Origin of the sequence: Micromonospora sp. NPDC050187, assembly GCF_044459745.1 — a bacterium.
Classification (GTDB): domain Bacteria; phylum Actinomycetota; class Actinomycetes; order Mycobacteriales; family Micromonosporaceae; genus Micromonospora.
Map to the genome: position 1 here is coordinate 212969 of NZ_JBITJH010000005.1, position 24310 is coordinate 237278.

Consider the following 24310-nt stretch of genomic DNA (forward strand, 5'->3'; position numbering starts at 1 on the left):
GCCGTCCGGTCCCGGCGGGGATACGGTCGGGGCATGGTTGACCGCGTCGCACGCCCCCGGGTCGGGCACATCCAGTTCCTCAACTGCCTGCCGATCTACTGGGGCCTGATGCGTTCCGGTGCGCTGATCGACGTCGACCTGCACAAGGACTCGCCGGACCGGCTCAGCGCCGCGCTGGTCGCCGGTGACCTGGACATCGGTCCCATCTCGCACGTGGAGTACCTGCGCCACGCCGACGACCTGCTGCTCCTGCCCGACCTGGCGGTGGGCAGCGACGGCCCGGTGCTCTCGGTCAACGTGGTCTCGACCCGCCCGCTGACCGAGCTGGACGGCCGCCGCGTGGCGCTGGGCTCCACCTCGCGGACCGGGGTGCTGCTGGCCCAGTTGCTGCTCGGCGAACGGTACGGGGTGCGACCCGAGTACTTCCGCTGCCCGCCCGACCTGACCCAGATGCTGCTGGAGGCCGACGCCGGGGTGCTGATCGGCGACGTGGCGCTGCGCGCCCTCTACGAGGCCCCGCGCCGGGGACTGGCGGTGACCGACCTCGGGCAGGCCTGGCGGGAGTGGACCGGCCTGCCGATGGTCTTCGCCGTCTGGGCGGTACGCCGGGACTTCGCCGCCGCCCACCCGGGTCTGGTCAAGGAGGTGCACGAGGCGTTCCTGCGCTCGCGTGACCTCTGCCTGGCCGAGCTGGACGAGGTCGCGGCCTCCGCCGCCCGGTGGGAGCCGTTCGACGCGGAGACGCTGGCGTCGTACTTCCGGGTGTTGGACTTCTCTCTCGGCGAGCGCCAGGTCGCGGGGTTGCGGGAGTTCGCCCGCCGCGCTGCCGAGGCTGGCGAGGCCCCGGCGCTGCCGGCCGGCGGCCCGGAGTTCTTCGCCGGCTGACCCGACGAGATCAGGTGGCGGCTGTCCGGAGCTGCTCGGCGACCTTCTCGCAGTTGTCCATGCCGTACTCGTAGCCCAGGCCGATCGGGTAGCGGACCATCACACCCATGGTCCAGCCGTCCCCGATGGCCAGGCAGTTGACATGGATCTCCTGCTCGCGGGTCCGGTCGACCCAGCCGTTCTTGATGGCGATCTGCTTCTGCTCGGCGGTCGGGAACGCCTTGCGGATGCCGAAGTCGCCGGCGCCCCGGACCAACTTCATCTCCTTGAGCAGCCAGTCGGTCCACTCCGGGCCGGCGGCCCGACCGTCGGCGATGCAGGCCCCCATCCGGGCGGTGTCGCGTGCGGAGAGGTTGGTCCGGCTCCAGCCCCCGTCGGCGGCCGGGCTGCTGTCGGTCAGCTTGCACGTGGCGATCAGCCGCTTGATCGAGGACTCGCCGCCGAGGGTGTTGTAGAACTGCTGGGTCCGGGTGTTGTCGCTGTCCCGGATGATCTTGGTGGCGTCGGCGAGCTTCGCCTCGCTCACCGTGCGGTCGGCCTCGTCGGCCCGGCGCAGGTAGTCCGCGACGATCCAGGCCTTGATCAGCGAGGCGGTGGTGTTGGTCTCGCTCATGTTCGCCGAGCCGGCGATCTCGCCGGTCCGGGTGTCCAGCAGGCTCCAGCTCCACCAGCCCTCGGCGTCCAGCGTGACCTCGGTCGCGCGCAGTGGCAGCGGCGGCGGCTCGGGCGAGGGGGTCGGGGTCGGGGTGCTACGCGTGCTGCGGTCGGTGGCCCCGTCGGCGACCCGGGCGGCCGGGTCGCTGCTGGCGCCCCAGCGGGCGGCGACGTCCGACTCGAACGGCGATCCGGGCAGCAGCCGGAGGGCGACCAGCACCAGCCCGATCAGGACGACGGCGACGCCGATCAACCGCAGCGGCGAGGGATCGCCGCCGCCCGACCGGTTGGCCCGGCGGTTGCCCGCCATCAGGGTTTCGCCATCGGCTGCGGGACCTTGAGCGCGGCCCCCGGCTGCGGGGTGACGAGCTGGGTGGTCACGCTCTGGCAGACCTGCGCGCCGTAGTCCAGCCCGTGGTCCTTCGGGTACCGCATCATCACCGCGAGACTCCACTTGTCGGTCACGGCCAGACAGTTGAGGTGCCACTGGAGGTCGGCCCAGAGCATCGTCCAGCCGTTCTTGATGCCGACCGGCCCCTGGGCGGTGATCGACGGAGGCAGGCCGTCGATGATCCCCCACCGGCCGCCGCCCTGCTTGAGCTGCTGGTCCTCGGGGGCCGTGGTGCCCCGGACGCTGGCCATCTCCTTCATCAGGAACGACGTCCACTTCGGGCCGGCGGCCGTGCCGTCGGCGATGCAGTCGCCCATCCGGACCGCGTCCCGGGGCGACATCTGGGTGTACGCCCAGCCCTGCGGGTCGATCCGGGTGTCGGTCAGCTTGCACATCTTGATCAGCCGTTCGACGACGGCGCGGCTGCCGCCGGCGCGGTAGAGCGACTGGGCGGCGGTGTCGTTGCTGTCCCGGATGGCGGTGACGGCCTGCTTGCGCTGCTCGGCGGGAAGGGGCTTGTCACCGAGGCGGCGCAGGTAGTCGGCGACGATCCAGACCTTGATCATCGACTCGGTGGAGTTGGTGGTGGTGAGGTTCTCCGCGCCCGAGATGGTGCCGGTCTCCCGGTCCATCAGCGCCCAGGAGAAGTACCTGCCGTCGAAGGGCACCGACACGGCGGTGTTCGTCAGGGTGGGCGGCTGGGGCGCGACGGGCGGCGGGGCCGCGACGCTCTCCGGGTCGTCGCCCGAGCTGCTGCTGTCACTGGCGAGACGGACGTACGCGGCGGGGACCAGCATGCCGGCGCCGAGCAGCACCGCCAGGATGGCGAGCACCAGGGTCACGCGGGGACGCATGAGCGGGCGAACTCCCAGAAGTCAGGGCCGGGGGACCAGCTTTTCCGATGTACGTCGGCGGGGCGGCCGGGGCCGGGCCGGGGGATGCGGCCGGTCGGGGAAAACGGCGATCGCCCGGAGCCGATCGGTGTGACCGGCAAAGTCTACGTCCGGAACCGGGACGCGCCAGAATCCGTCGTCGGTCGGCGCGCCGGAAAACTAGGACATACGACGCATTGGCCCGCCTTGCCCAGGTTCTTGAGTGTGACATGTCGCACTGTCTGGCGGTCGTCCCACCGGATCTCGCTGGAGGTGGTCGGCCGGTCGACTGTCGCCCGATCCTGATCGCTGTTACATCCCTCTAGCGCCCACTGCGGGGAGCTGTAACACTTGGACCGTGTACGGCAACGACTTCGCGAACCCGGACGAGGCCCCCGGCGGGGGTCTGCTCGATCAGGTCGAGGCGGCGGAGGCGGCCCTGCGGGAGGCCGCCGCCCGGGGGCGTCCCGACGGTGCCCCACCCGGGACCGACCTGGAGGCGTACTTCGCCGAGGTGATCGGGGCCGACCAGAAGATCGAGCCCCGCGACTGGATGCCCGAGGCGTACCGGAAGACGCTGGTCCGGCAGATCGCCCAGCACGCCCACTCCGAGATCATCGGCATGCAGCCGGAGGGGAACTGGATCAGCCGCGCCCCCTCGCTCAAGCGCAAGGCGATCCTGCTGGCCAAGGTCCAGGACGAGGCCGGGCACGGGCTCTACCTCTACGCCGCCGCCGAGACCCTCGGCGTCAGCCGGGACGAGTTGGTCGAGATGCTCCTCTCCGGCCGGCAGAAGTACAGCTCGATCTTCAACTACCCGACGCTGACCTGGGCGGACGTCGGCGCGATCGGCTGGCTCGTGGACGGCGCGGCGATCGTCAACCAGGTGCCGCTGTGCCGCTGCTCCTACGGCCCGTACGCGCGGGCGATGATCCGGGTCTGCAAGGAGGAGTCCTTCCACCAGCGGCAGGGCTACGAGATCCTGCACACCCTCGCGCACGGCACACCGGAGCAGAAGGCCATGGCGCAGGACGCCGTCGACCGCTGGTGGTATCCGTCCCTGGCCATGTTCGGTCCGCCGGACGGCGACTCCACCCACTCCGCGCAGTCCATGGCCTGGAAGATCAAGCGCTTCTCCAACGACGAGCTGCGCCAACGCTTCGTCGACATGTGCGTGCAGCAGGCCGAGATCCTCGGCCTCACCCTGCCCGACGACGACCTGCGCTGGAACGAGCAGCGGCAGGCGTACGACTTCACCCAGCCGGACTACGCCGAGCTGATGCGGGTCATCAAGGGCGACGGGCCGTGCAACCGGCAGCGGATCGAACACCGCCGCCGCGCCCACACCGAGGGGGCCTGGGTGCGCGAGGCCGCCACGGCGTACGCGGCCAAGCAGGCGGAGCGGAAGAAGGAGCGGATCGCGGCATGAGCCAGGAACTGTCCCCGCTGTGGGAGGTGTTCGTGCGTGCCCGGCGCGGGCTGTCGCACACTCACGTCGGCAGCCTGCACGCCCCCGATGCCGAGGTGGCCCTGCGCAACGCCCGGGACCTCTACACCCGGCGGCAGGAGGGGGTCTCGATCTGGGTGGTCCCGGCCGGCGCGATCACCGCGTCCAGCCCGGACGAGAAGGACGCCTTCTTCGACCCGGCGGCCGACAAGGTCTACCGTCACCCCACCTTCTACCAGGTGCCGGACGGGGTGGCCCACCTGTGAACCGCGACCTGCACGAGTTCACGCTCCGGCTGGGCGACGACGCCCTGGTCGCCGCCCAGCGCCTCGCCGAGTGGAGCACCCGCGCGCCGGAGATGGAGGAGGACGTCGCGCTGGCCAACATCGCCCTCGACCAGCTCGGCGTGGCCCGGCTGCTGCTGACCTACGCCGGTGAGCTGGAGGGTGCCGGGCGGGACGAGGACGCCTTGGCGTTTCTCCGTGACGACCGGGCGTTCCGCAACTGCCTCCTGGTCGAGCTGCCCAACGGCGACTTCGCGGTGACCATGGCGAAGCTGCTCTTCCTCGCCGCCTACCAGCACCTGCTCTACGAGTGGCTGGTCGCGTCCACCGACGAGCGGATCCACGCGATCGCCGCGAAGGCCCGCAAGGAGTCCGCGTACCACCTCGACCACGCCGGGCTCTGGGTGCGGCGGCTCGGCGACGGCACCGAGGAGTCGCACCGGCGGATGCAGGTCGCGGTGGACGAGGTCTGGCCGTACACCCACGAGCTGTTCGCCGCCGACGAGTTGACCGCCCGGCTGGACGCGGCCGGGCTGGCCGTCGCCCCGTCGACTCTGCGAGAGCAGTGGCTGGAGACGGTGGAGGCGGTGCTCGCCGACGCGACGCTGAAGCGCCCGGCGGACGGCTGGGGCCCGTCCGGCGGTCGCGACGGCGTGCACACCGAGCACCTGTCCTACCTGCTCGCCGAGATGCAGGTGCTGCACCGCGCCCACCCGGGGGCGACCTGGTGAGCGCGAGGAGTGCAGCGCAGCGGAGCCCCGCAGTCGCGAACGGAAGGCGGCTCTGGTGAGCGCGAGGAGTGCAGCGCAGCGGAGCCCCGCAGTCGCGAACGGAAGGCGACACCGTTGAGGGCGCGGGAGGCGGTGGCGGCGGTGGTGGATCCGGAGATCCGGGTGGTCACCATCGACGACCTCGGCATCCTGCGCTCGGTGGAGGAGGACCCGGCCACCGGCCGGGTGGTGGTCACCATCACCCCCACCTACACCGGCTGCCCGGCGATGGACGTCATCCGCGCCGACATCCGCCGCGCGCTGGTCACCGCCGGACACCCCGACGCCGAGGTCCGGACGGTGCTCACCCCCGCCTGGAGCACCGACTTCATCTCCGAGGCCGGGCGGGCCAAGCTCGCCGCCGCCGGCATCGCCCCGCCCTCCCCGACCCGGGCCGCCGACGCTGTGCCGCTGACCCTGGCCGTCCGCTGCCCGCAGTGCGGTTCGCCGGAGACCGAGCAGGTCAGCCGGTTCGGCTCCACCGCCTGCAAGGCACTGTGGCGGTGCCGATCCTGCCGTGAACCCTTCGACCACCTGAAGGCGCTGTGACTGTCACGATCACCCGACCGGTCCGTCGTCGGCCGGTCTTCCATCCGCTGCCGGTCGCCGCCGTCGACCGGCTCACCGACGACGCCGTGGCGATCACCTTCGCCGTGCCCGAGGAACTGCGCGCGACGTTCGCGTTCCGTGCCGGCCAGCACCTCACCGTGCGGCTACCGGGTGGCGGAGCCGACGACACCGAGGTGCGCCGGTCGTACTCGATCTGCTCGACGCCGGACGACGTGGCCCGGCACGGCCGGCTGCGGATCGGCGTGCGCGAAGTCCCCGGCGGGGCGTTCTCCACCTTCGCCTGCGGCGCGCTGCGCTCCGGCGACACCGTCGAGGTGCTGCCACCGCTGGGGCACTTCACCACGGCGTTCGCGCCGGACCGGGTCCGCCATTACGGCGCGGTGGTGGCCGGGTCGGGGATCACCCCGGTGCTCGCGCTGGTCGCGACCGCGCTGGCCGTCGAACCGGCCAGCACGTTCACCCTGGTGTACGGCAACCGCACGGCGAACACCGTGATGTTCGCCGAGGAACTGGCCGACCTGAAGGACCGTCATCCCACCCGGCTGCACCTGGTGCACGTGCTCTCCCGGGAGCCGGGCGAGTCGCCCCTGCTCTCCGGCCGCGTCGATGCCGACCGGCTGGGCCGGCTGCTCGACACGGTCGTGCCCGGGGCGGCGATCGACGAGTGGTTCCTCTGCGGCCCGTACGCGATGGTGGTCGACGCGAAGGCGGTGCTGGCCGACCGGGGCGTCCCGGCGTCGGCGGTGCACACCGAGCTGTTCCACGTCGACGCGCCGCCGGAGCCGCCGCGCCGACCGGCCGACGCGCCGGGGACCGGTGCCGAGGTCACCATCCTGCTGGACGGCCGGGCGTCGACCTTCACCATGGGCCGCGAGCAGCGGGTGCTCGACGCCGCCCTGAAGGTGCGCGGTGAACTGCCGTACGCCTGCAAGGGCGGGGTCTGCTCGACGTGCCGGGCGAAGGTGGTCTCGGGTCAGGTGTCGATGGCTCGCAACTACGCCCTCGAACCGGACGAGGTGGCCGCCGGTTACGTGTTGACCTGCCAGTCCTCCCCGACCACCGACCAACTCGTCGTCGACTACGACGCCTGAGGCCAAATCGCCTGCCGCCGACCGGTCACCGGCGCCACGTTCCACCTGTGGACAACTCCGCCCCCTGTGGAAAACCCCCTGATCACCCCCACCCCTGCTATGCCCCCACCCGCCCACCCCGTCGATCATGGACTTTGGGCACCGTTCAAGCCTCACAATCGCCACTAGTCAGGCGCCACAACACCATGATCGACGAGTCGGGGGTGAGGGGACTGTCGGGACCCGCTGCGTCGGGTCGACCGTGGCGAAGGGAGCCCCGCGCTCCGGCCGGGTCGGTCAGCTCGGAGCCTTGACCTGGCCGTCGTAGGCGATGCTGCGCCACAGGTCGAACTGGCGGTCGTTGCCGACCAGGGGGCTGCCGGCCAGGGCGACGGCGGCGTGCACCTCCTCGTCGTTGCGCAACTGCCGGAAGTAGCCCGGACCGACCAGGGCGATGCCCCGGCCGGGCGACTGGATCAGCTTCATGTCGTCCTTCCACAGGTCGAGGGGTGGGTTACCGGTGAGCTGACGGGCCACGTCGGCGCGCATCGAGTCGAGGTCGATGAAGGAGGGGTCGATCTTCCCGCTGGTGCTGGTCTCCCGGTGGCCCCGGGCGTGGCTGGCGTCCCGGCCGAGCCGCCGCAGCACGGCGGCGGTGGCGAGCACCGAGGCGGAGTACTGGGCGGGGGTCATGGCCTGGTTGACCCCGTTGTAGTCGATCTCCCAGCCGACCAGCATCGTGTTGCCGTCGCCGGCCGGGATCGGTCCGCTGCCCCGGCTGGCTCCGGCGTGGTTGGCCCGGCCGCCGGAGATGACGTGGAAGACACCGTGGTAGTCGACGAGCGCCTGGCAGAGCGGACCGGGCAGGTCGGACCGCCCGTTGATGCAGATGTTCAGCGCGGGGTGCGGGTTGCTGGCGCTGGAGGTCGCCGCGGTGTGGTGCCAGAGCACGCCGATCGGGTTGAACGAGCTGCCGGCGACCCGGTCGAGCCAGTTGCCGTGCTCGACCACGCGGACCCCGGCGGCGCGGAGCACGTCGGCGAGCCAGGGAATGGTCGCCATCAGGCCACGTCCATCGGGGCGGTTCCGCCGGTGGCTGACGGTCGGCAACGGCGGCCGGGAGGAGCGGGACGGGCGGCTGCGGATCGTTCGGCAGGCATGCCGGCGATCGTAATCGATCAATGCCTTGGTGGAACAGGTGTCAGTCGGGGCGCGCGTGCGGGCCTCCCTGGACACCCACCCGGTGCGCTTCGGCGACCAGCTCGTCGGTGCGGAGGTGGGCGGTCCAGCAGATCAGGTCGGACCACGCCAGGTGCCCGCCGCTTGGTTACGCGATGTCGTACGCCCGTTGGTGCGGTCTGCGTCACCTGGTCGGAGGGGCGTGCCGGTGATCGAACGACCGACGTAGGCTCGCAGGTGTGAGTGTGAGCCGGGAGATCGACGACATCCTGCAGCGCGGCGCGGACGGCGGGCGGATCACGCCCGAGGAGGCGCTGCTGCTCTACACCGAGGCGCCGTTCCACGCTCTCGGTGAGGCGGCCGACGCGGTGCGGCGGCGGCGGTACCCGGACAACATCGTCACGTACCTCATCGACCGCAACATCAACTACACCAACGTCTGCGTCACCGCGTGCAAGTTCTGCGCGTTCTACCGCGCGCCGAAGCACAAGGAGGGCTGGACCCATCCGACCGAGGAGATCCTGCGCCGCTGCGGCGAGGCGGTCGAGTTGGGCGCGACGCAGGTGATGCTCCAGGGCGGCCACCACCCCGACTACGGCGTGGAGTACTACGAGGAGCTGTTCTCCTCGGTCAAGAAGGCGTACCCGCAGCTCGCCATCCACTCGATCGGGCCGAGCGAGATCCTGCACATGGCGAAGGTCTCTCGCGTCGGCCTGGCCGAGGCGATCACGCGGATCAAGGCCGCCGGGCTGGACTCGATCGCCGGGGCCGGGGCGGAGATGCTGCCGGAGCGCCCGCGGCGGGCGATCGCACCGCTCAAGGAGTCCGGCGAGCGCTGGCTGGAGGTCATGGAGTTGGCCCACCGGCAGGGGGTCGAGTCGACCGCGACCATGATGATGGGCACCGGCGAGACCGTCGCCGAGCGGATCGAGCACCTGCGGATGATCCGCGACGTCCAGGACCGTACGAAGGGCTTCCGCGCCTTCATCCCGTGGACGTACCAGCCGGAGAACAACCACCTGAAGGGGCGCACCCAGGCGACGACCCTGGAGTACCTGCGCCTGGTCGCGGTGGCCCGGCTCTTCTTCGAGACCGTGCCGCACCTCCAGGCGTCCTGGCTGACCACCGGCAAGGACGTCGGCCAGCTCGCCCTGCACATGGGGGTGGACGACCTCGGCTCGATCATGCTGGAGGAGAACGTCATCTCCTCGGCCGGTGCCCGGCACCGCTCCAACCTGCACGAGCTGATCGCGATGATCCGCTCGGCCGACCGGATCCCGGCCCAGCGGGACACCCTCTACCGCCACCTGGCGGTGCACCGTACGCCGGCCGACGACCCGACCGACGACCGTGTCGTCTCGCACTTCTCGTCGATCGCGATTCCGGGCGGCGGAGTCGGCCGTTCACTGCCTTTGGTGGATGTTCAGTAAACGGTCGGTAATCATCGTCGTTATTGCAGGATCGACCGAACGGGCAATGGTTGTCCGGCGGGCGGGCTGATCGCGGTAACCATTGGGGCCAGTGTTACCTGCGGTTCCGCCCCGCAAGCGCATCAATTCGGACAATCCTTAAGTGATTCTTAGCCGAGCAGCTCACCCCGGGTCTCCCGAGGGGGTGGCGGGGGCGACCGTGGACCGCTAACGTCCCGGTCGGCGGTGCCGGGTGAACGTCGCGCCCGGACGCATTCTTTCCCGTCTTCCATGGGGGAACACCTCAATGATCTTCCGTAACCGAGTGTCGGCGGCGCGGGTTGGCGCTGTCGCACTGCTGGCGTCCGGCGTGTTCACCGCGCTCGGCGTTCCGGCTCACGCCGCCGGCACCGAGACCGACCTCTCGCTCGACGTGGTCGGCACCCGGGTCGCCGCCGGCGCCGACGGAAAGGTCGCCTTCGCCAAGGTCACCAACCGGGGCAAGAACACCCCGACCGACGTGTCGATCCGGGTGGACCTGTCGCAGGTGGACACCGACAAGGCGACCCCCGTTCCGGTCAACCCCGGCTGCGACCCGAACGCGGACGGCTGGACCTGCACCGTGCCGACGGAGTTGCTGCCGGGCCCGGGCGAGACGGTCGAGCTGCCGGTGGTGCTCTTCAAGCAGGAAGGCCTGGAGGGTACGTACAAGGCGGTGGTCGGCTTCACCCTCGACTCGCCCGACGACACCGACGACAGCAACAACAGCAAGTCCGCCACGATCGAGTTCACCGACGAGAGCGGCCCGGACCTGCTCGTGCTCGCCGGTGACGTCAAGCAGGCCGTGAAGGTCGGCGAGGACGGCGACCTCAGCATCGTCGGCGACCTGCACGCCGGTGAGACCGGCCTGCTCCAGTACTTCGTGGTCAACCAGGGTGACCGGGCGGCCGGAGGGCTCACCGTCACGGTCAAGCTCCCCAAGGGCGTGACCTTCACCGAGGTGGAGCCGGACTGCGAGTACAACCCGGCCAACACCGAGGCCGTCTGCACCTACCGCCAGCTTCCGCTGGTTCCGGTCGACGAGGACACCGACGAGAACGACGACGTCTTCTCCGCCGGTGACTTCTACCACCTGCTCTCGGTCGACGCGGACGTCAAGGCCGGCAGCCTCACCGGCGGCAGCGTGACCGTCGAGCCGATCGTGACGACGCCGGCACTGCGGGGCCTCGCCCTGGAGGCCACCAAGCTGCCGGAGAACGTCACCGGCATCCAGGGCGCCGACGTGGACGCCAGCGACAACACCGACGGCTACGGGGTCATCGTGGCGGCCGAGGGTGGTTCCGGTGGCGGCGACGGCGGCGGCCTGCCGGTGACCGGTCCGCAGGCCGGTCTGATCGGCGGCATCGGCGGTGCCGTGCTGCTCGCCGGAGGCGCCATGTTCCTGGCCGCCCGTCGTCGCCGGGTGGTCCTGGTGACCCCGGGCGACGAGACGTCGACCGTCTGACGGTCGTCCTCAACCGGCCCGTGCGGGCCGTCTACATAACGCACCGCGATGGAGGCGGGATGGGTGACCGTCCCGCCTCCACCGTCTCCAGGCGCGGTCCGACCCGGGCCGCCCTCAGCTCTCGCTCCCAACTCCGAGGGACCGTATGAACCTGTTCACCCGCGCGGCGCTGGCCCGAACCGGCGCCGTGACCCTGCTCACGGCCGGGCTGGTCGCGGTCGGCGTGCCGGCCCAGGCGGCCGACCAGGTCGACCTGAGTCTCATTCCGCTCAGCGGCCAGGTCGCCAGGGGCGTCTCCGAGGCCAAGGCCAAGCCCTTCAAGTTCACCGTGGACAACACCTTGAGCACGGTGGACGCCCGCAACGTCACCGTCAAGGTGGACGCCCGGAAGGTCAACCACAAGAAGGTCGGCTTCTTCGTTCCCGAAGGCTGCCAGCAGCAGGGGAAGGCCGTCTACTCCTGCGTCCTCGGCGACCTGACCGCCGGGACCAGCGAGGAATTCGGCATCCCGCTGTTCAGCACCGGTACGCGTGGTGCCGCCGGCACCCTGGTGGTCACCATCACCTCCGAGACCGCCGACGCGGACCCGGAGAACAACGCCGTCGAGGTCGACCTCACCGTGACCAGGCCCGGCTACGACCTGGTCACCTGGGCCCAGGACGTCTACGCCGACGTGGTGGTCGACGGTGACGAGGAGACCGGCCTGCGGCCGGTCCTCCCGGGTGAGACCGCTCCGCTGGACTGGGCCGTCTACAACGGCGGCAGCCGGCGGGCGACCGGGCTGTTCTACCTCATCTCCCTGCCGGCCGGAGTCAGCTTCGCCGAGCTGCCGGAGAACTGCGTCCAGGAGCACTTCCTCGGGATCGCGCAGGCGCTCTGCGAGGACCCGGCGGTGGTGCTGAAGCCGGGTGAGTACTACACCGACACCGTGCGGGTGACGGTGGCCAAGGAGGTCACCGAGCCGGTGCTGCGGATCGGCGTCATCTACGCCACCGGCCTGGACCGGGCCCTCGCCGGCGAGCCGGAGGAGGAGCCGGAGGTCGCCGGACCGGCCCAGCGCCGGGCGTTCAACGAGGTCGACGACACCGACAACAGCGATGTCTTCGACGTCTTCGTCGACCTGACCGCCCCGACGCCGGGCCCGAGCGCCTCGCCGTCCGTCTCGCCGAGCGTCCCGCCGGTGGCCGGCGGTGGCGGTGGCGACGGCGGGCTGCCGGTGACCGGTGTCCAGGCCGGCCTGATCGGTGGTGTCGGCGGCTCCGTCCTGCTCGTCGGGGGTGCGCTGCTGCTGCTCTCCCGTCGCCGTCGGGTGGTGCTGGTGACCCCGGCCGACGAGAGGTCCACCGACTGACGTCCGGCGAAAACGCCCGGGGCCGGGCGGGATGGGCGACCATCCCGCCCGGCCCCGTCGTGCGTGGGGCTGGCAGAGTGGGGGAGTGAGCCGTACCCCGCAGGGCCAGCGCGCCAGTCTGGACAAGCAGCCGCACGAGGTCGCCGCGATGTTCGACGGCGTGGCTGCCCGATACGACCTGACCAACACCGTGCTCTCCTTCGGTCAGGACCGTCGGTGGCGTCGGGCGACCCGGGCCGCACTGGCCCTGGAACCCGGCGAGCGGGTGCTGGACGTGGGCGCCGGCACCGGAGTCTCCACCGAGGAGCTGGCCCGCAGCGGGGCGTACGCCGTCGGTGCCGACCTGAGCCTGGGCATGCTCGCCGCCGGGCGGCGGGTACGGCCGGAGGTGCCGCTGCTCGCCGGGGACGCGCTGCGCCTGCCCTTCGCCGACGCGACCTTCGACGCGGTGACCATCTCCTTCGCGCTGCGCAACGTGTCGGATCCGGACGCGGCCCTGCGCGAGCTGGCCCGGGTCACCCGTCCCGGCGGGCGGCTGGTCGTCTGCGAGTTCAGCACGCCCACCAACCCCGCGTTCCGTACGGTCTACCTGTCGTACCTCATGCGGTCCCTGCCCACGGTGGCCCGGTCGGTGTCCAGCAACCCGGACGCCTACGTCTACCTCGCCGAGTCGATCCGGGCCTGGCCCGACCAGCCGGCGTTGGCCACGCGGATCGGCGGGGCGGGGTGGGGCCGGGTGGCGTGGCGCAACCTGACCGGCGGCATCGCGGCGCTGCACCGGGCGGTCCGCGACTAGTCACCCTCACGTTCCCTGTTATCCCTTTTTGGTGGCCTTTGCCCCCGTATGCTGTCCGCCATGACGGGAGCAGACGAGGCGTACCGGGTCACCGCCGACGAGGACGACACGCGCGAACTCGTCGCCCAGCTCCGGCAGCTCGCCGGCGCCGATCCGGCCACCGTCCGGCAGGTGGTGGCGGAGGTGCTGGCGGCGCTGGACCGGGTGGCCGGCGGGGCACTGCGCGACCAGTTGCCCGAGGCGATCCGGCTCGACGTGGGCCTGGACAGGGTCACTCCCGGTCATCCCTGAGTGCTCGCTCAGCTCTCCGAGACCCCCCTCCAGGCAAGTTAGGGTCACCTAACCCTGGGCGGGGGTAATGACGGTCATAGACTCCTCCCCGACTGGCTTGTGAAGCGTTTCACGAGCGTATGGGGAGGAGGCCCGGATGACGACGGTGGAACACGACGCCGACGTGATCGTCGTGGGCGCCGGACCCGGCGGCTCGGCGACCGCGTACCACCTGGCGCGGCACGGGGCCCGGGTGCTGCTGCTCGAGAAGACCGAGTTCCCCCGGGAGAAGGTCTGCGGTGACGGGCTGACCCCGCGCGCGGTCCGGCAGCTCATCCGGATGGGCGTGGACACCTCGCCCGAGGCCGGCTGGCTCCAGAACCGGGGCCTGCGGGTGATCGGCGGCGGCCTCCGGCTGGAGCTGGACTGGCCCGACCTGGCCAGCTTCCCCAACTACGGGCTCGTGCGCACCCGGCTGGACTTCGACGACCTGCTCGCCCGGCGCGCCGTCGAGGCCGGTGCCGAGCTGCGCACCGGCGTGAACGTCCTGGGCCCGGTGCTCGACCCCACCGGCCGGGTCACCGGCGTCGAGGCCGAGGTCGGCCCGGACAAGGCCCCGGCCACCTTCCACGCCCCGCTGGTGGTCGCCGCCGACGGTGTCTCCGGCCGGTTCCCCCTCGCGCTCGGCCTGGCCAAGCGGGAGGACCGCCCGATCGGTGTGGCGGTCCGGCGGTACTACCGCTCCCCGGCCAAGCACGACGACAACTACCTCGAGTCCTGGCTCGAACTGCGCAGCAAGGGCAGCGACGCCCTGCTGCCCGGGTACGGCTGGATCTTCGGCCTCGGCGACGGCCGGGTCAACGTCGGCCTGGGCGTGCTGAACTCCTCCTCCGCCTTCGGTAAGACGAACTACCGGCGACTGCTCACCGACTGGCTGGCCAACACGCCGGCCGACTGGGGCATGACCGACGAGGCGAACGCCGAGGGGCCGATCCTCGGCGCGGCGCTGCCGATGGGCTTCAACCGGGTGCCGCACTACACCCGGGGCGTGCTGCTGGTCGGCGACTCGGGCGGCATGGTCAACCCCTTCAACGGCGAGGGCATCGCGTACGCGATGGAGTCCGGCGAGCTGGCCGCAGAGATCGCGGTGCAGGCGCTGGCCCGTCCGGCGGGCGCGGAGCGCGAGCGGGCGTTGACGGCGTACCCGAACGAGCTGAAGGCGCGGTTCGGCGGCTACTACCGCCTCGGCGGGATCTTCGTGAAGCTGATCGGCCGACCGGAGATCATGCGGATCGCCACCAAGCACGGCATGCCGCACCCGATGCTCATGCGCTTCGTGCTGAAGCTGCTGGCCAACCTGACCGACCCGCGCGGCGGGGACGCGATGGACCGGGTCATCAACGCGATGACGAAGGCGGCCCCAGCGGTCTGACCGCACCCCCGGCGCAGGTTGCCGGAGGTGAAGTTAATAGTGTGATTTCGCCAACCACCGAGGGCAGGGAAGGACGAGCAGGAGACCACAATGACGCTCTCGCCTTACGCACCCATCATCGGGCTGTTCGCCCTCGCTGCGGCGTTCGCGCTCTTTTCGATCGCGTCCGCCCGCCTCGCCGGCCCGCGCCGCTACAACAAGGCCAAACTCGAGGCGTACGAGTGCGGCATCGAGCCGAGCCCGCAGCCGGTCGGCGGTGGCCGGTTCCCGATCAAGTTCTACCTGACGGCGATGCTCTTCATCGTCTTCGACATCGAGATCATCTTCCTCTACCCCTGGGCGGTCTCGTTCGACGCCCTGCCGATCTTCGGCTTCGTGGAGATGGTCCTGTTCATCGTCGCGGTCTTCGTCGCGTACGCCTATGTCTGGCGGCGTGGCGGCCTGGACTGGGACTGAGGGAGGAACCGCACATGGGAATCGAGGAGAAGCTTCCCGCCGGCATCCTGCTGACCTCGGTGGAGAAGCTCGTCAACTGGTCGCGGAAGTCGTCGGTCTGGGGCGCCACCTTCGGCCTGGCCTGCTGCGCGATCGAGATGATGGCCGCCGGTACACCGCACTACGACCTGGGTCGCTGGGGCATGGAGGTCTTCCGCGCCTCGCCCCGCCAGGCCGATCTGATGATCGTCGCCGGTCGGGTGAGCCAGAAGATGGCCCCGGTCCTGCGGCAGATCTACGACCAGATGGCCGAGCCCCGCTGGGTGCTCTCGATGGGCGTCTGCGCCAGTAGCGGCGGGATGTTCAACAACTACGCCATCGTCCAGGGCGTCGACCACGTCGTCCCGGTCGACATGTACCTCCCCGGCTGCCCGCCCCGGCCGGAGATGCTGATCGACGCGATCCTCAAGCTCCGCGAGAAGATCGGGCACGAGCCGCTCGGCCCGAACGGCCGCAAGATGCTCGAGGCCCGCAATGCCCGCGGTGACGTGCCCGTGGTCCCGTACGGCTCGATGCCGTCGTCGTACCGGGAGGACAAGGCCCGGCGCGCCGAGTGGACCCAGGCGGTCAAGGAGGGGCGCGAGGAGCAACTCCGGATCGAGAACTGGATGAACGCCCAGAACCACCTCCACCCGTACGGGGGCATCAAATGACGGCTCCGAACGACAAGCCGAACGACGGGGGCGTTCCGGTACCGGTGACGCCGGCCGGCGCGAGCACCACCGCGCCCGCCGAGTACCCGCCGGCCAGTCCGGCTGGTCGGGGCATGTTCGGCATCCAGGGTTCCGGTGACACCTCCGGCTTCGGTGGCCTGGTCCGGCCGCGTCAGCCGATCGAGGAGGCGGCCCGGCCGTACGGCAGCTACTTCGACGAGGTCCGCGACGCGCTGGAGGAGGCGTACCCGGCCTTCAACGAGGCGATCGAGAAGGTCGTCGTCGACCGGGGCGAGCTGACCCTGCACGTCCGCCCGGAGAAGATCGCCGAGGTCTGCCAGGTGATGCGGGACGACCTCGCCCTCCGCTTCGAGCTCTGCTCCTCGGTCTCCGGGGTGGACTACCTCGGCGCGGACGAGCGCCGGCTGCACGTGGTCTACCACCTCACCTCGATGACCTACCGCCGCCGGGTGCGGCTGGAGGCCGCCGTCGCGGCCGAGAACCCGCACCTGCCGAGCGTGACCGCCGTCTACCCGACCGCCGACTGGCAGGAGCGGGAGGCGTACGACATGTTCGGCGTCGTCTTCGACGGTCACCCCAACCTGACCCGGATCCTCATGCCGGACGACTGGGAGGGCCACCCGCAGCGCAAGGACTACCCGCTCGGCGGCGTCCCCGTCGAGTACAAGGGCGCCGAGATCCCACCGCCAGACCAGCGGAGGTCCTACCAGTGAGCACCCCGAGCTACGCCACCGAGCGTGAGACGACCGAGGGCCGGGTCTTCACCGTCACCGGCGGGGACTGGGACCAGGTCGTCTCCGGCACCGACCCGATCAACGACGAGCGGATCGTCGTCAACATGGGTCCGCAGCACCCGTCCACGCACGGCGTGCTGCGACTGATCCTGGATCTGGAGGGCGAGACCGTCCGCGAGATGCGTACGGTCGTCGGCTACCTGCACACCGGTATCGAGAAGAACCTCGAGTACCGCAACTGGGTGCAGGGGTCGACCTTCGTCACCCGGATGGACTACCTCGCCCCCATCTTCAACGAGACGGCGTACTCGCTGGCGGTGGAGAAGCTGCTCGGCATCGAGGAGCAGGTCACCGAGCGGGCCACCACGATCCGGGTCCTGATGATGGAGCTGAACCGGATCTCCTCGCACCTGGTCTGGCTGGCCACCACCGGCATGGAGCTGGGCGCGATCTCGATCATGCTCTACGGCTTCCGGGAGCGGGAGTACATCCTCGAGATCTTCGAGCTCATCACCGGCCTGCGGATGAACCACGCGTACGTCCGACCGGGCGGGGTCGCCCAGGACGTGCCGGACGACGCGATCGTCAAGATCCGCAAGTTCCTCAAGGAGATGCCGAAGAAGCTCAAGGAGTACGAGGACCTCCTCTCCGGGCAGCCGATCTGGGTCGAGCGGACGAAGAACGTCGCCGTGCTCGACGTGACCGGATGCGTGGCGCTCGGCGTGACCGGTCCGGTGCTCCGCTCCGCCGGGCTCGCCTGGGACCTGCGCAAGACCGCGCCATACTGCGGCTACGAGACGTACGAGTTCGATGTGCCGACCCACCCGGACGGTGACGTCTGGGGCCGCTACCAGGTCCGGCTGGCCGAGATCCGGGAGTCGCTCAAGCTCGTCGAGCAGGCGTTGGACCGGCTGAAGCCGGGCCCGGTGATGGTCGCCGACAAGAAGATCGCCTGGCCGGCGCAGCTCGCCATCGGCGTCGACGGCATGGGCAACTCGCTGGAGCACGTCGCGAAGATCATGGGTCAGTCGATGGAGTCGCTGATCCACCACTTCAAGCTCGTCACCGAGGGGTTCCGGGTCCCGGCGGGCCAGGTCTACGTGGCGATCGAGGCACCCCGTGGCGAGCTGGGCGTGCACGCGGTCTCCGACGGCGGCACCCGGCCGTACCGGGTGCACTACCGGGAGCCGAGCTTCGTCAACCTCCAGGCGCTCCCGGCGATGGCCGAGGGTGGCCTGATCGCCGACGTGATCGCCGGTGGTGCCTCGCTGGACCCCGTGATGGGTGGTTGTGACCGATGAGTGTTTTCACCGAAGAGACCCGGGCCCGCGCGCGGGAGATCGTCGCCCGTTACCCGGCCGACCGGTCGCGTTCCGCGCTGCTCCCGCTGCTGCACCTGGTGCAGTCCGAGGAGGGCTACGTCTCCCCGGCCGGGGTCGAGTTCTGCGCCGAGGTGCTCGGCCTGAACAAGGCCCAGGTCGGCGCGGTCGCCACCTTCTACACCATGTACAAGCGCCGGCCGACCGGTGACTACCTGGTCAGCGTCTGCACCAACACGATGTGCAACGTGCTCGGCGGACAGGACGTCTACGACACCCTCGCCGAGCACCTGGGCGTGGGGCACGACGAGACGACCGCCGACGGGAAGATCACCCTGGAGCACGCCGAGTGCCTCGCGGCCTGCGACTACGGCCCGGTGATGACGGTCAACTACGACTTCTTCGACGGGGTCGACCCGCAGACCGCCCTCGGCGTGGTCGAGGACCTGCGCTCCGGGGGCCGGCCGATGCCGACCCGGGGTGCCCGGCTCTGCACCCTGAAGGAGATGTCGGTCCAGCTCGCCGGCTTCGCCGACGAGCGGGAGGGCGCGGTGGCCGACGGCGGACCGGGCGAGCCGACGCTGCGCGGGCTGCGCCTGGCACAGCAGCACGGCATCTCGGTGCCGGGCTTCGACCCGAACACCCCGATCCGGAGCAAGGCCGAGGCCGACAAGGCCGCCGCCGAGGCGAAGGCCCGGGCCGAGGCCGCGAAGCCGGCCCCGGCACCCGAGCCGGCGACGCCGAAGGCGGCCACCGGCAGCACCGCGCCGGACGTGAAGGCCCCGGACGCCAAGTCGCCCGAGGTACGGGCCGCCGAGACCCGGCAGCCGGACGCGAAGACCGCCGTCCCGGACTCGCCGGGCACCAAGGTCCCGGTCGACGGCGCGCCGCCGGCCCCGCGCGACGCGCGGGCCGCCGAGGCCGAGGGCGCGGCGGCCAACACGCCGGCCGGCGACGGCAAGCCCGCCGGTGACGACGCCGCTGCGCAGGAGCGCTCGCTCAAGGAAGCGGAGGCCAACAAGTGACCACGCCTCGGCCGGAGACGCTGGCCAAGCTGACCCCGGTGCTCACCAAGCGGTGGCTCTCGCCGGACGCCTGGCGGATCGACACCTATCAGAAGCTGGACGGCTACGCCGCCCTGCGCAAGGCGCTCAGGGCACACCCCGACGACCTGATCCAGCTGATCAAGGACTCCGGGCTGCGCGGTCGCGGTGGCGCCGGCTTCCCGACCGGCCTGAAGTGGGGCTTCATCCCGCAGGGTGACGGCAAGCCGCACTACCTCGTGGTCAACGCCGACGAGGGTGAGCCGGGCACCTGCAAGGACCTGCCGTTGATGACGCACGACCCGCACTCGCTGGTCGAGGGCGTGATCATCGCGTCGTACGCCATCCGGGCCAACCGGGCGTACATCTACATCCGCGGCGAGGCCGTGCACGCCGCACGCCGGTTGCGCAGCGCGGTGCGGGAGGCGTACGACCGGGGTTACCTCGGCCGGAACATCCAGGGCTCCGGGTTCGACCTGGACCTGGTGGTGCACTCCGGCGCGGGCGCGTACATCTGCGGCGAGGAGACCGCCCTGCTGGACTCGCTGGAGGGCTTCCGGGGTCAGCCCCGGCTGCGTCCGCCGTTCCCGGCGACGCACGGCCTCTACGCCAGCCCGACGGTGGTCAACAACGTCGGCACCATCGCCAGCGTGCCGTACATCGTGCTGGGCGGGGCCGACTGGTGGAAGAGCATGGGCACGGAGAAGTCCTCCGGGCCGATGATCTACTCGCTCTCCGGGCGGATCGCCAACCCGGGCCAGTACGAGTGCTCGATGGGCATCACCCTGCGCGAGCTGCTGGAGCTGGCCGGGGGCATGCAGCCCGGCCACAACCTGCGGTTCTGGACGCCGGGTGGATCGTCGACGCCGCTGCTCACCGCCGAGCACCTCGACGTGCCACTGGACTTCGAGGGCGTCGCCGGGGCCGGCTCGATCCTGGGCACCACGGCCACGCAGATCTTCTCCGACCAGGACTGCCCGGTCTACGCGACGTACCGGTGGCTGGAGTTCTACCACCACGAGTCGTGCGGCAAGTGCACCCCGTGCCGGGAGGGCAACTACTGGATGGTCCGGGTGTACCGGCGGATCCTCGCCGGCCGGGGCACCCACGAGGACCTGGACACCCTGCTCGACACCTGCGACAACATCCTCGGTCGCTCGTTCTGTGGTCTGGGTGACGGGGCGACCAGCTCGGTGACCTCGTCACTGAAGTACTTCAAGCAGGACTACCTCGACTACATCGAGGGACGTACTGCTCCCAAGTTGTCGGAGAAGACCCTGGTAGGGGCGCACTGATGACCGACGTAGCGAAGCAGACCGAGACGGTCACCCTCACCATCGACGGCATCGAGGTCACCGCCCCGAAGGGGGCGCTGCTGATCCGGGTCGCCGAGCAGATGGGGATCGCGATCCCCCGGTTCTGCGACCACCCGCTGCTGGCCCCGGCCGGCGCGTGCCGGCAGTGCCTCGTCGACGTGGAGGGGCAGCGCAAGCCGGTCGCCTCCTGCACCCAGACGGTGGCCGAGGGCATGGTGGTCCGGACCCAGCTCACCTCCCCGGTGGCCAAGAAGGCGCAGGAGGGGGTGATGGAACTGCTGCTGATGAACCACCCGCTCGACTGCCCGATGTGCGACAAGGGCGGCGAGTGCCCCCTGCAGAACCAGGCGATGTCCACCGGCCGCACCGACTCCCGCTTCCACGAGCACAAGCGGGAGTACGAGAAGCCGCTGAACATCTCCACCCAGGTGCTGCTGGACCGGGAGCGCTGCGTGCTCTGCCAGCGGTGCACCCGCTTCTCCGAGGAGATCGCCGGGGACAAGTTCATCGACCTGATGGGCCGTTCCTCCGCCGAGGAGATCAACATCTACCGGGACGAGACGTACGGGGTGGAGGAGGGCGAGGACGCCGGCGACGTGCCGTTCAACTCGTACTTCTCCGGCAACACCGTGCAGATCTGCCCGGTCGGCGCGCTGACCGGCGCCCAGTACCGCTTCCGCGCCCGCCCGTTCGACCTGGTCTCCACCCCGAGCGTCTGCGAGCACTGCTCGGCCGGGTGCTCCCAGCGCACCGACTGGCGGCGGGGCAAGGTGCTGCGCCGGCTCGCCGGTGACGACCCGCAGGTCAACGAGGAGTGGAACTGCGACAAGGGTCGCTGGGGCTTCCAGTACGCCCGCGCCTTCGACCGGATCACCACCCCGCTGGTGCGGGACGCGAAGACCGGCGAGCTGCGCGAGGCGTCCTGGAGCGAGGCGCTCACCGTGGCCGCCGAGGGGCTGGCCGCCGCGCGGGACGGTGGACAGGGCACCGCGGTGCTCACCGGTGGCCGACTGACCGTCGAGGACGCCTACGCGTACGCGAAGTTCGCCCGGGTCGCGCTGAACACCAACGACATCGACTTCCGGGCCCGCCCGGTCTCCCGTGAGGAGACGGAGTTCCTGGCCAGCAACGTTGCCGGGATCACCGAGGTCACCTACGCCGACGTCGAGAACGCCTCGGCCGTCGTGCTGGCCGGCCTGGAACCGGAGGAGGAGTGCCCGATCCTCTTCCTGCGGCTGCGCAAGGCGTACCTGAAGAAGAAGCTCAAGGTGTACGCGCTGGCGCCGTTCGCCACCCGGGGCCTGGAGAAGCTCGGCGCGAAGCTCGCCCGGGTGGTGCCGGGCGAGGAGGCGCTGCTGCTCGCCGAGCACGACACGGTCCGCGAGGCGCTCAGCGCCGAGGGCGCGATCCTGGTCGTCGGCGAGCGGCTGGCCAGCGTCCCCGGTGGCCTCTCCGCCGCCGCCGACGTGGCCCGACGTACCGGTGCGAAGCTGGCCTGGGTGCCGCGGCGCGCGGGTGACCGGGGCGCGGTCGACACCGGCTGCCTGCCGAACCTGCTCCCCGGCGGACGCCTGGTCACCGAGCCGGGGGCCCGCGCCGAGCTGGGCGAGGCGTGGGACATCGCGGCCGGGGTGATCCCCAGCCAGGCCGGCCGGGACACCGACGGCATCGTCGCGGCAGCGGCGGCCGGCAAGCTTGGCGCGCTGGTGGTGGCCGGGGTCGACCCGGCCGACCTGGCCGACCCGCGCCTGGCCGAGCAGGCCCTCGACGAGGTGCCGTTCCTGGTCAGCCTGGAGCTGCGGATGAGCGCGGTGGCCCGCCGGGCGGACGTGGTCTTCCCGGTCGCCCCGGTGGTCGAGAAGGCCGGCAGCTTCCTGGACTGGGAGGGACGGCTCCGGCCGTTCGACGCCGTGCTCCAGACCCCGGCGATGTCCGACGGCCGGGTGCTCGACGCGATCGCCGACCGGCTGGGCGTCCGGCTCGGCACCGGTGACGTGCTCAGCGTCCGCCGCGAACTGGGCTCCCTGCCGGCGACCCGGACCGACCGCCCGTCCGTTCCGTCCGTGGAGCCGCAGCCGGCGCCGCGCACGGGCGACGGCGAGGCGGTCCTCGCCACCTGGCACCAGCTCATCGACCTGGGCAGCCTCATCGACGGTGACGAACACCTGGGCGGCACCGCCCGGACGCCGGTGGTGCGGCTGGGCAAGGGCACCGCCGAGGCGCTCGGCGTCGCCGACGGTGACGCGGTGACGGTGGGGACCGACCGGGGGGCGCTGACCCTGCCGGCGGCCATCACCGAGATGCCGGACGGCGTCGTCTGGCTGCCGACCAATTCACCCGGTTCGACCGTCCGGCGCAGCCTCGGCGCGACGTCCGGCACGGTGGTACGCGTCTCCGCCGCGACGGAGCCGGCCACCGCGACCGAACGCGTCGCCGCGGACGCCGCCGACCGCCCGGGCCCGCTCCTCAACACCGGGGGTGTATCCCAGTGAACGCGGTCTACCTCGCGCAGGACCCGACGCTGGCCGACTTCGGCAAGGACCCGTGGTGGCTGGTCCTGATCAAGATCGTCTTCGCCTTCGCCTTCGGCCTGCTCGCCACCCTGCTCGGCGTCTGGTTCGAGCGGCGCGTGGTGGGTTACATGCAGGTCCGGCCGGGCCCGAACCAGATCGGTCCGTTCGGCCTGCTCCAGACCCTCGCCGACGGTCTCAAGATGGCCTTCAAGGAGGACATCCTCCCGAAGGCGGCGGACAAGGTCGTCTACTTCTTCGCCCCGGCCGTCTCGGTGATCTGTGCGGTCACCGCGCTGTCGGTGATCCCGTTCGGCCCGATGGTGAGCATCTTCGGCCACCGGACGCCGCTCCAGGTCACCGACGTGTCGGTGGCGGTGCTGGTGGTGCTGGCCTGCTCCTCGATGGCGGTCTACGGCATCGTGCTCGGCGGCTGGGCTTCCGGCTCGACGTACCCGCTGCTCGGTGGTCTCCGCTCCAGCGCCCAGATGATCTCGTACGAGGTCGCGCTCGGGCTGAGCATCGTCGCCGTCTTCATGACCGCCGGCACGATGTCCACCAGCGGAATCGTCGCGGCCCAGGCGCACGGCACCCAGCTCAACGTCTTCGGGCAGGAGTTCTCCGCCCCGGGCTGGTACGCGATCCTGCTCCTGCCGAGCTTCATCATCTTCTTCATCGCCACCGTCGGTGAGACCAACCGGGCGCCGTTCGACCTGCCGGAGGCGGAGTCGGAGCTGGTCGCAGGCTTCATGACCGAGTACAGCTCGCTGAAGTTCGCGCTCTTCATGCTCTCCGAGTACGTCGCGATGGTGACCATGTCGGCCTTCACCGTGACGCTGTTCCTCGGTGGCTGGCGGGCCCCCGCGCCGATCACCACCTTCTGGGAGGGCGCGAACTCCGGCTGGTGGCCGATGCTGTGGTTCTTCGGCAAGGTCGTCATGCTGGTCTTCGTCTTCGTCTGGCTGCGGGGCACCCTGCCCCGGCTCCGGTACGACCAGTTCATGCGGCTGGGCTGGAAGGTCCTGCTCCCGATCAACCTGGTCTGGATCCTGGTCCTGGCCTGGCTGCGCTCGATCGAGGACTGGGACAGCCGGGGCCGGCTGACCGGCATCGGCGTGCTGGCCGGTCTGCTGCTGCTGGCCGTACTGCTCTGGCCGAGCCGCCGGCCGGAACGGAAGCTCACCCCGCAGGAACAGGTCGACAAGCGCCCGCACGGCAGCTTCCCGGTGCCCCCCATGGACCTGCAGGTGCCACCAAGCCCGCGCACCAAGCGGGTGGTGGCCGAGCGGGAGCCGGCCAACATCGGCGCCGGCCCGGACTCGAAGGAGGTGTGAC

At 71.0% G+C, this 24310-nt stretch carries 23 protein-coding genes; 20 read left to right on the top strand and 3 right to left on the bottom strand.

Annotated elements, in window-relative coordinates; all coding sequences use genetic code 11:
- Positions 1-33: 33 nt before the first annotated feature.
- Positions 34-885: a menaquinone biosynthetic enzyme MqnA/MqnD family protein gene (locus ACIBJE_RS10710; RefSeq protein ID WP_396746160.1), complete on the top strand. Its 852-nt coding sequence runs from the start codon at positions 34-36 to the stop codon at positions 883-885.
- A 10-nt stretch (positions 886-895) separates the two neighbouring features.
- Here the strand turns inward: ACIBJE_RS10710 and ACIBJE_RS10715 are convergent, their stop codons facing one another.
- Positions 896-1849, bottom strand: coding sequence for a hypothetical protein (locus tag ACIBJE_RS10715; RefSeq protein WP_396746163.1), 954 nt, complete (start codon positions 1847-1849; stop codon positions 896-898).
- Positions 1849-2784 (bottom strand): hypothetical protein, encoded by a 936-nt coding sequence (locus tag ACIBJE_RS10720; RefSeq protein ID WP_396746166.1) that lies wholly within the window; start codon positions 2782-2784, stop codon positions 1849-1851. Before ACIBJE_RS10720 ends, ACIBJE_RS10715 begins: the two co-directional genes overlap by 1 nt.
- Positions 2785-3160: 376 nt before the next feature.
- Here ACIBJE_RS10720 and paaA point away from each other — a divergent pair, with 376 nt between their 5' ends.
- The 5 genes from paaA to paaE all read left to right on the top strand — a co-directional run bounded on the left by paaA (position 3161) and on the right by paaE (position 6964).
- Positions 3161-4231 carry a 1,2-phenylacetyl-CoA epoxidase subunit PaaA gene (paaA, locus tag ACIBJE_RS10725; RefSeq protein WP_396746169.1) on the top strand — a complete coding sequence of 357 codons (1071 nt, stop codon included), beginning with the start codon at positions 3161-3163 and terminating at the stop codon, positions 4229-4231.
- Positions 4228-4515, top strand: coding sequence for a 1,2-phenylacetyl-CoA epoxidase subunit PaaB (gene paaB / locus ACIBJE_RS10730; protein ID WP_088981097.1), 288 nt, complete (start codon positions 4228-4230; stop codon positions 4513-4515). The genes paaA and paaB overlap by 4 nt, the downstream gene beginning before the upstream one ends.
- Complete coding sequence (gene paaC / locus ACIBJE_RS10735) at positions 4512-5264, top strand: 1,2-phenylacetyl-CoA epoxidase subunit PaaC (protein WP_396746172.1); 753 nt, start codon at positions 4512-4514, stop codon at positions 5262-5264. Before paaB ends, paaC begins: the two co-directional genes overlap by 4 nt.
- A gap of 114 nt (positions 5265-5378) precedes the next feature.
- Positions 5379-5852 carry a 1,2-phenylacetyl-CoA epoxidase subunit PaaD gene (paaD, locus tag ACIBJE_RS10740; RefSeq protein ID WP_396746175.1) on the top strand — a complete coding sequence of 158 codons (474 nt, stop codon included), beginning with the start codon at positions 5379-5381 and terminating at the stop codon, positions 5850-5852.
- Positions 5849-6964, top strand: a complete 1116-nt coding sequence (paaE, locus tag ACIBJE_RS10745; protein WP_396746178.1) for a 1,2-phenylacetyl-CoA epoxidase subunit PaaE — start codon at positions 5849-5851, stop codon at positions 6962-6964. Before paaD ends, paaE begins: the two co-directional genes overlap by 4 nt.
- Positions 6965-7240: 276 nt before the next feature.
- Here paaE and ACIBJE_RS10750 read toward each other — a convergent pair whose 3' ends face one another.
- On the bottom strand, positions 7241-8005 hold the full coding sequence (locus tag ACIBJE_RS10750; protein ID WP_396746181.1) for an N-acetylmuramoyl-L-alanine amidase: 765 nt from the start codon (positions 8003-8005) through the stop codon (positions 7241-7243).
- A gap of 356 nt (positions 8006-8361) precedes the next feature.
- Between ACIBJE_RS10750 and mqnC the strand changes: the two genes are divergently transcribed.
- From mqnC to nuoH, 14 genes are all read left to right on the top strand, one after another.
- On the top strand, positions 8362-9552 hold the full coding sequence (mqnC, locus tag ACIBJE_RS10755; RefSeq protein WP_396746184.1) for a cyclic dehypoxanthinyl futalosine synthase: 1191 nt from the start codon (positions 8362-8364) through the stop codon (positions 9550-9552).
- A gap of 286 nt (positions 9553-9838) precedes the next feature.
- A complete protein-coding gene (locus ACIBJE_RS10760) occupies positions 9839-11035 on the top strand; it encodes an LPXTG cell wall anchor domain-containing protein (RefSeq protein ID WP_396746187.1) in 1197 nt (398 codons plus the stop codon).
- Positions 11036-11180: 145 nt separating this feature from the next.
- Positions 11181-12386 carry a cell wall anchor protein gene (locus ACIBJE_RS10765; protein WP_396746190.1) on the top strand — a complete coding sequence of 402 codons (1206 nt, stop codon included), beginning with the start codon at positions 11181-11183 and terminating at the stop codon, positions 12384-12386.
- An 85-nt stretch (positions 12387-12471) separates the two neighbouring features.
- Positions 12472-13182, top strand: a complete 711-nt coding sequence (locus ACIBJE_RS10770) for a demethylmenaquinone methyltransferase (protein ID WP_396746193.1) — start codon at positions 12472-12474, stop codon at positions 13180-13182.
- Between the two features lie 60 nt (positions 13183-13242).
- Positions 13243-13473 (top strand): hypothetical protein, encoded by a 231-nt coding sequence (locus ACIBJE_RS10775; protein WP_396746196.1) that lies wholly within the window; start codon positions 13243-13245, stop codon positions 13471-13473.
- Between the two features lie 136 nt (positions 13474-13609).
- Complete coding sequence (locus tag ACIBJE_RS10780; protein WP_396746198.1) at positions 13610-14884, top strand: geranylgeranyl reductase family protein; 1275 nt, start codon at positions 13610-13612, stop codon at positions 14882-14884.
- Positions 14885-14974: 90 nt separating this feature from the next.
- Positions 14975-15340, top strand: coding sequence for an NADH-quinone oxidoreductase subunit A (locus ACIBJE_RS10785; RefSeq protein WP_145820687.1), 366 nt, complete (start codon positions 14975-14977; stop codon positions 15338-15340).
- Between the two features lie 14 nt (positions 15341-15354).
- On the top strand, positions 15355-16032 hold the full coding sequence (locus ACIBJE_RS10790; RefSeq protein ID WP_396746200.1) for a NuoB/complex I 20 kDa subunit family protein: 678 nt from the start codon (positions 15355-15357) through the stop codon (positions 16030-16032).
- Positions 16029-16766 carry an NADH-quinone oxidoreductase subunit C gene (locus ACIBJE_RS10795; RefSeq protein ID WP_396746202.1) on the top strand — a complete coding sequence of 246 codons (738 nt, stop codon included), beginning with the start codon at positions 16029-16031 and terminating at the stop codon, positions 16764-16766. The genes ACIBJE_RS10790 and ACIBJE_RS10795 overlap by 4 nt, the downstream gene beginning before the upstream one ends.
- Positions 16763-18088 (top strand): NADH-quinone oxidoreductase subunit D, encoded by a 1326-nt coding sequence (locus ACIBJE_RS10800; protein WP_396746205.1) that lies wholly within the window; start codon positions 16763-16765, stop codon positions 18086-18088. Before ACIBJE_RS10795 ends, ACIBJE_RS10800 begins: the two co-directional genes overlap by 4 nt.
- Complete coding sequence (gene nuoE, locus ACIBJE_RS10805; RefSeq protein ID WP_396746208.1) at positions 18085-19131, top strand: NADH-quinone oxidoreductase subunit NuoE; 1047 nt, start codon at positions 18085-18087, stop codon at positions 19129-19131. Before ACIBJE_RS10800 ends, nuoE begins: the two co-directional genes overlap by 4 nt.
- Positions 19128-20444 carry an NADH-quinone oxidoreductase subunit NuoF gene (gene nuoF, locus ACIBJE_RS10810; RefSeq protein ID WP_396746211.1) on the top strand — a complete coding sequence of 439 codons (1317 nt, stop codon included), beginning with the start codon at positions 19128-19130 and terminating at the stop codon, positions 20442-20444. Before nuoE ends, nuoF begins: the two co-directional genes overlap by 4 nt.
- A complete protein-coding gene (locus tag ACIBJE_RS10815) occupies positions 20444-22957 on the top strand; it encodes an NADH-quinone oxidoreductase subunit G (protein WP_396746213.1) in 2514 nt (837 codons plus the stop codon). The genes nuoF and ACIBJE_RS10815 overlap by 1 nt, the downstream gene beginning before the upstream one ends.
- Positions 22954-24309, top strand: a complete 1356-nt coding sequence (gene nuoH, locus ACIBJE_RS10820; RefSeq protein WP_396746216.1) for an NADH-quinone oxidoreductase subunit NuoH — start codon at positions 22954-22956, stop codon at positions 24307-24309. Before ACIBJE_RS10815 ends, nuoH begins: the two co-directional genes overlap by 4 nt.
- Position 24310 lies beyond the last annotated feature (1 nt).

Excerpts from the sequence above, each read along its gene's own strand:
- ACIBJE_RS10815 (WP_396746213.1), top strand. The coding sequence starts at position 20,444 with ATGACCGACGTAGCGAAGCAGACCGAGACGGTCACCCTCACCATCGAC.
- ACIBJE_RS10760 (WP_396746187.1), top strand. The coding sequence starts at position 9,839 with ATGATCTTCCGTAACCGAGTGTCGGCGGCGCGGGTTGGCGCTGTCGCA.
- ACIBJE_RS10795 (WP_396746202.1), top strand. The coding sequence starts at position 16,029 with ATGACGGCTCCGAACGACAAGCCGAACGACGGGGGCGTTCCGGTACCG.
- ACIBJE_RS10785 (WP_145820687.1), top strand. The coding sequence starts at position 14,975 with ATGACGCTCTCGCCTTACGCACCCATCATCGGGCTGTTCGCCCTCGCT.
- ACIBJE_RS10720 (WP_396746166.1), bottom strand. The coding sequence starts at position 2,784 with ATGCGTCCCCGCGTGACCCTGGTGCTCGCCATCCTGGCGGTGCTGCTC.
- ACIBJE_RS10715 (WP_396746163.1), bottom strand. The coding sequence starts at position 1,849 with ATGGCGGGCAACCGCCGGGCCAACCGGTCGGGCGGCGGCGATCCCTCG.
- ACIBJE_RS10750 (WP_396746181.1), bottom strand. The coding sequence starts at position 8,005 with ATGGCGACCATTCCCTGGCTCGCCGACGTGCTCCGCGCCGCCGGGGTC.
- ACIBJE_RS10710 (WP_396746160.1), top strand. The coding sequence starts at position 34 with ATGGTTGACCGCGTCGCACGCCCCCGGGTCGGGCACATCCAGTTCCTC.
- ACIBJE_RS10790 (WP_396746200.1), top strand. The coding sequence starts at position 15,355 with ATGGGAATCGAGGAGAAGCTTCCCGCCGGCATCCTGCTGACCTCGGTG.
- nuoE (WP_396746208.1), top strand. The coding sequence starts at position 18,085 with ATGAGTGTTTTCACCGAAGAGACCCGGGCCCGCGCGCGGGAGATCGTC.
- paaB (WP_088981097.1), top strand. The coding sequence starts at position 4,228 with ATGAGCCAGGAACTGTCCCCGCTGTGGGAGGTGTTCGTGCGTGCCCGG.
- ACIBJE_RS10780 (WP_396746198.1), top strand. The coding sequence starts at position 13,610 with ATGACGACGGTGGAACACGACGCCGACGTGATCGTCGTGGGCGCCGGA.
- ACIBJE_RS10775 (WP_396746196.1), top strand. The coding sequence starts at position 13,243 with ATGACGGGAGCAGACGAGGCGTACCGGGTCACCGCCGACGAGGACGAC.
- ACIBJE_RS10765 (WP_396746190.1), top strand. The coding sequence starts at position 11,181 with ATGAACCTGTTCACCCGCGCGGCGCTGGCCCGAACCGGCGCCGTGACC.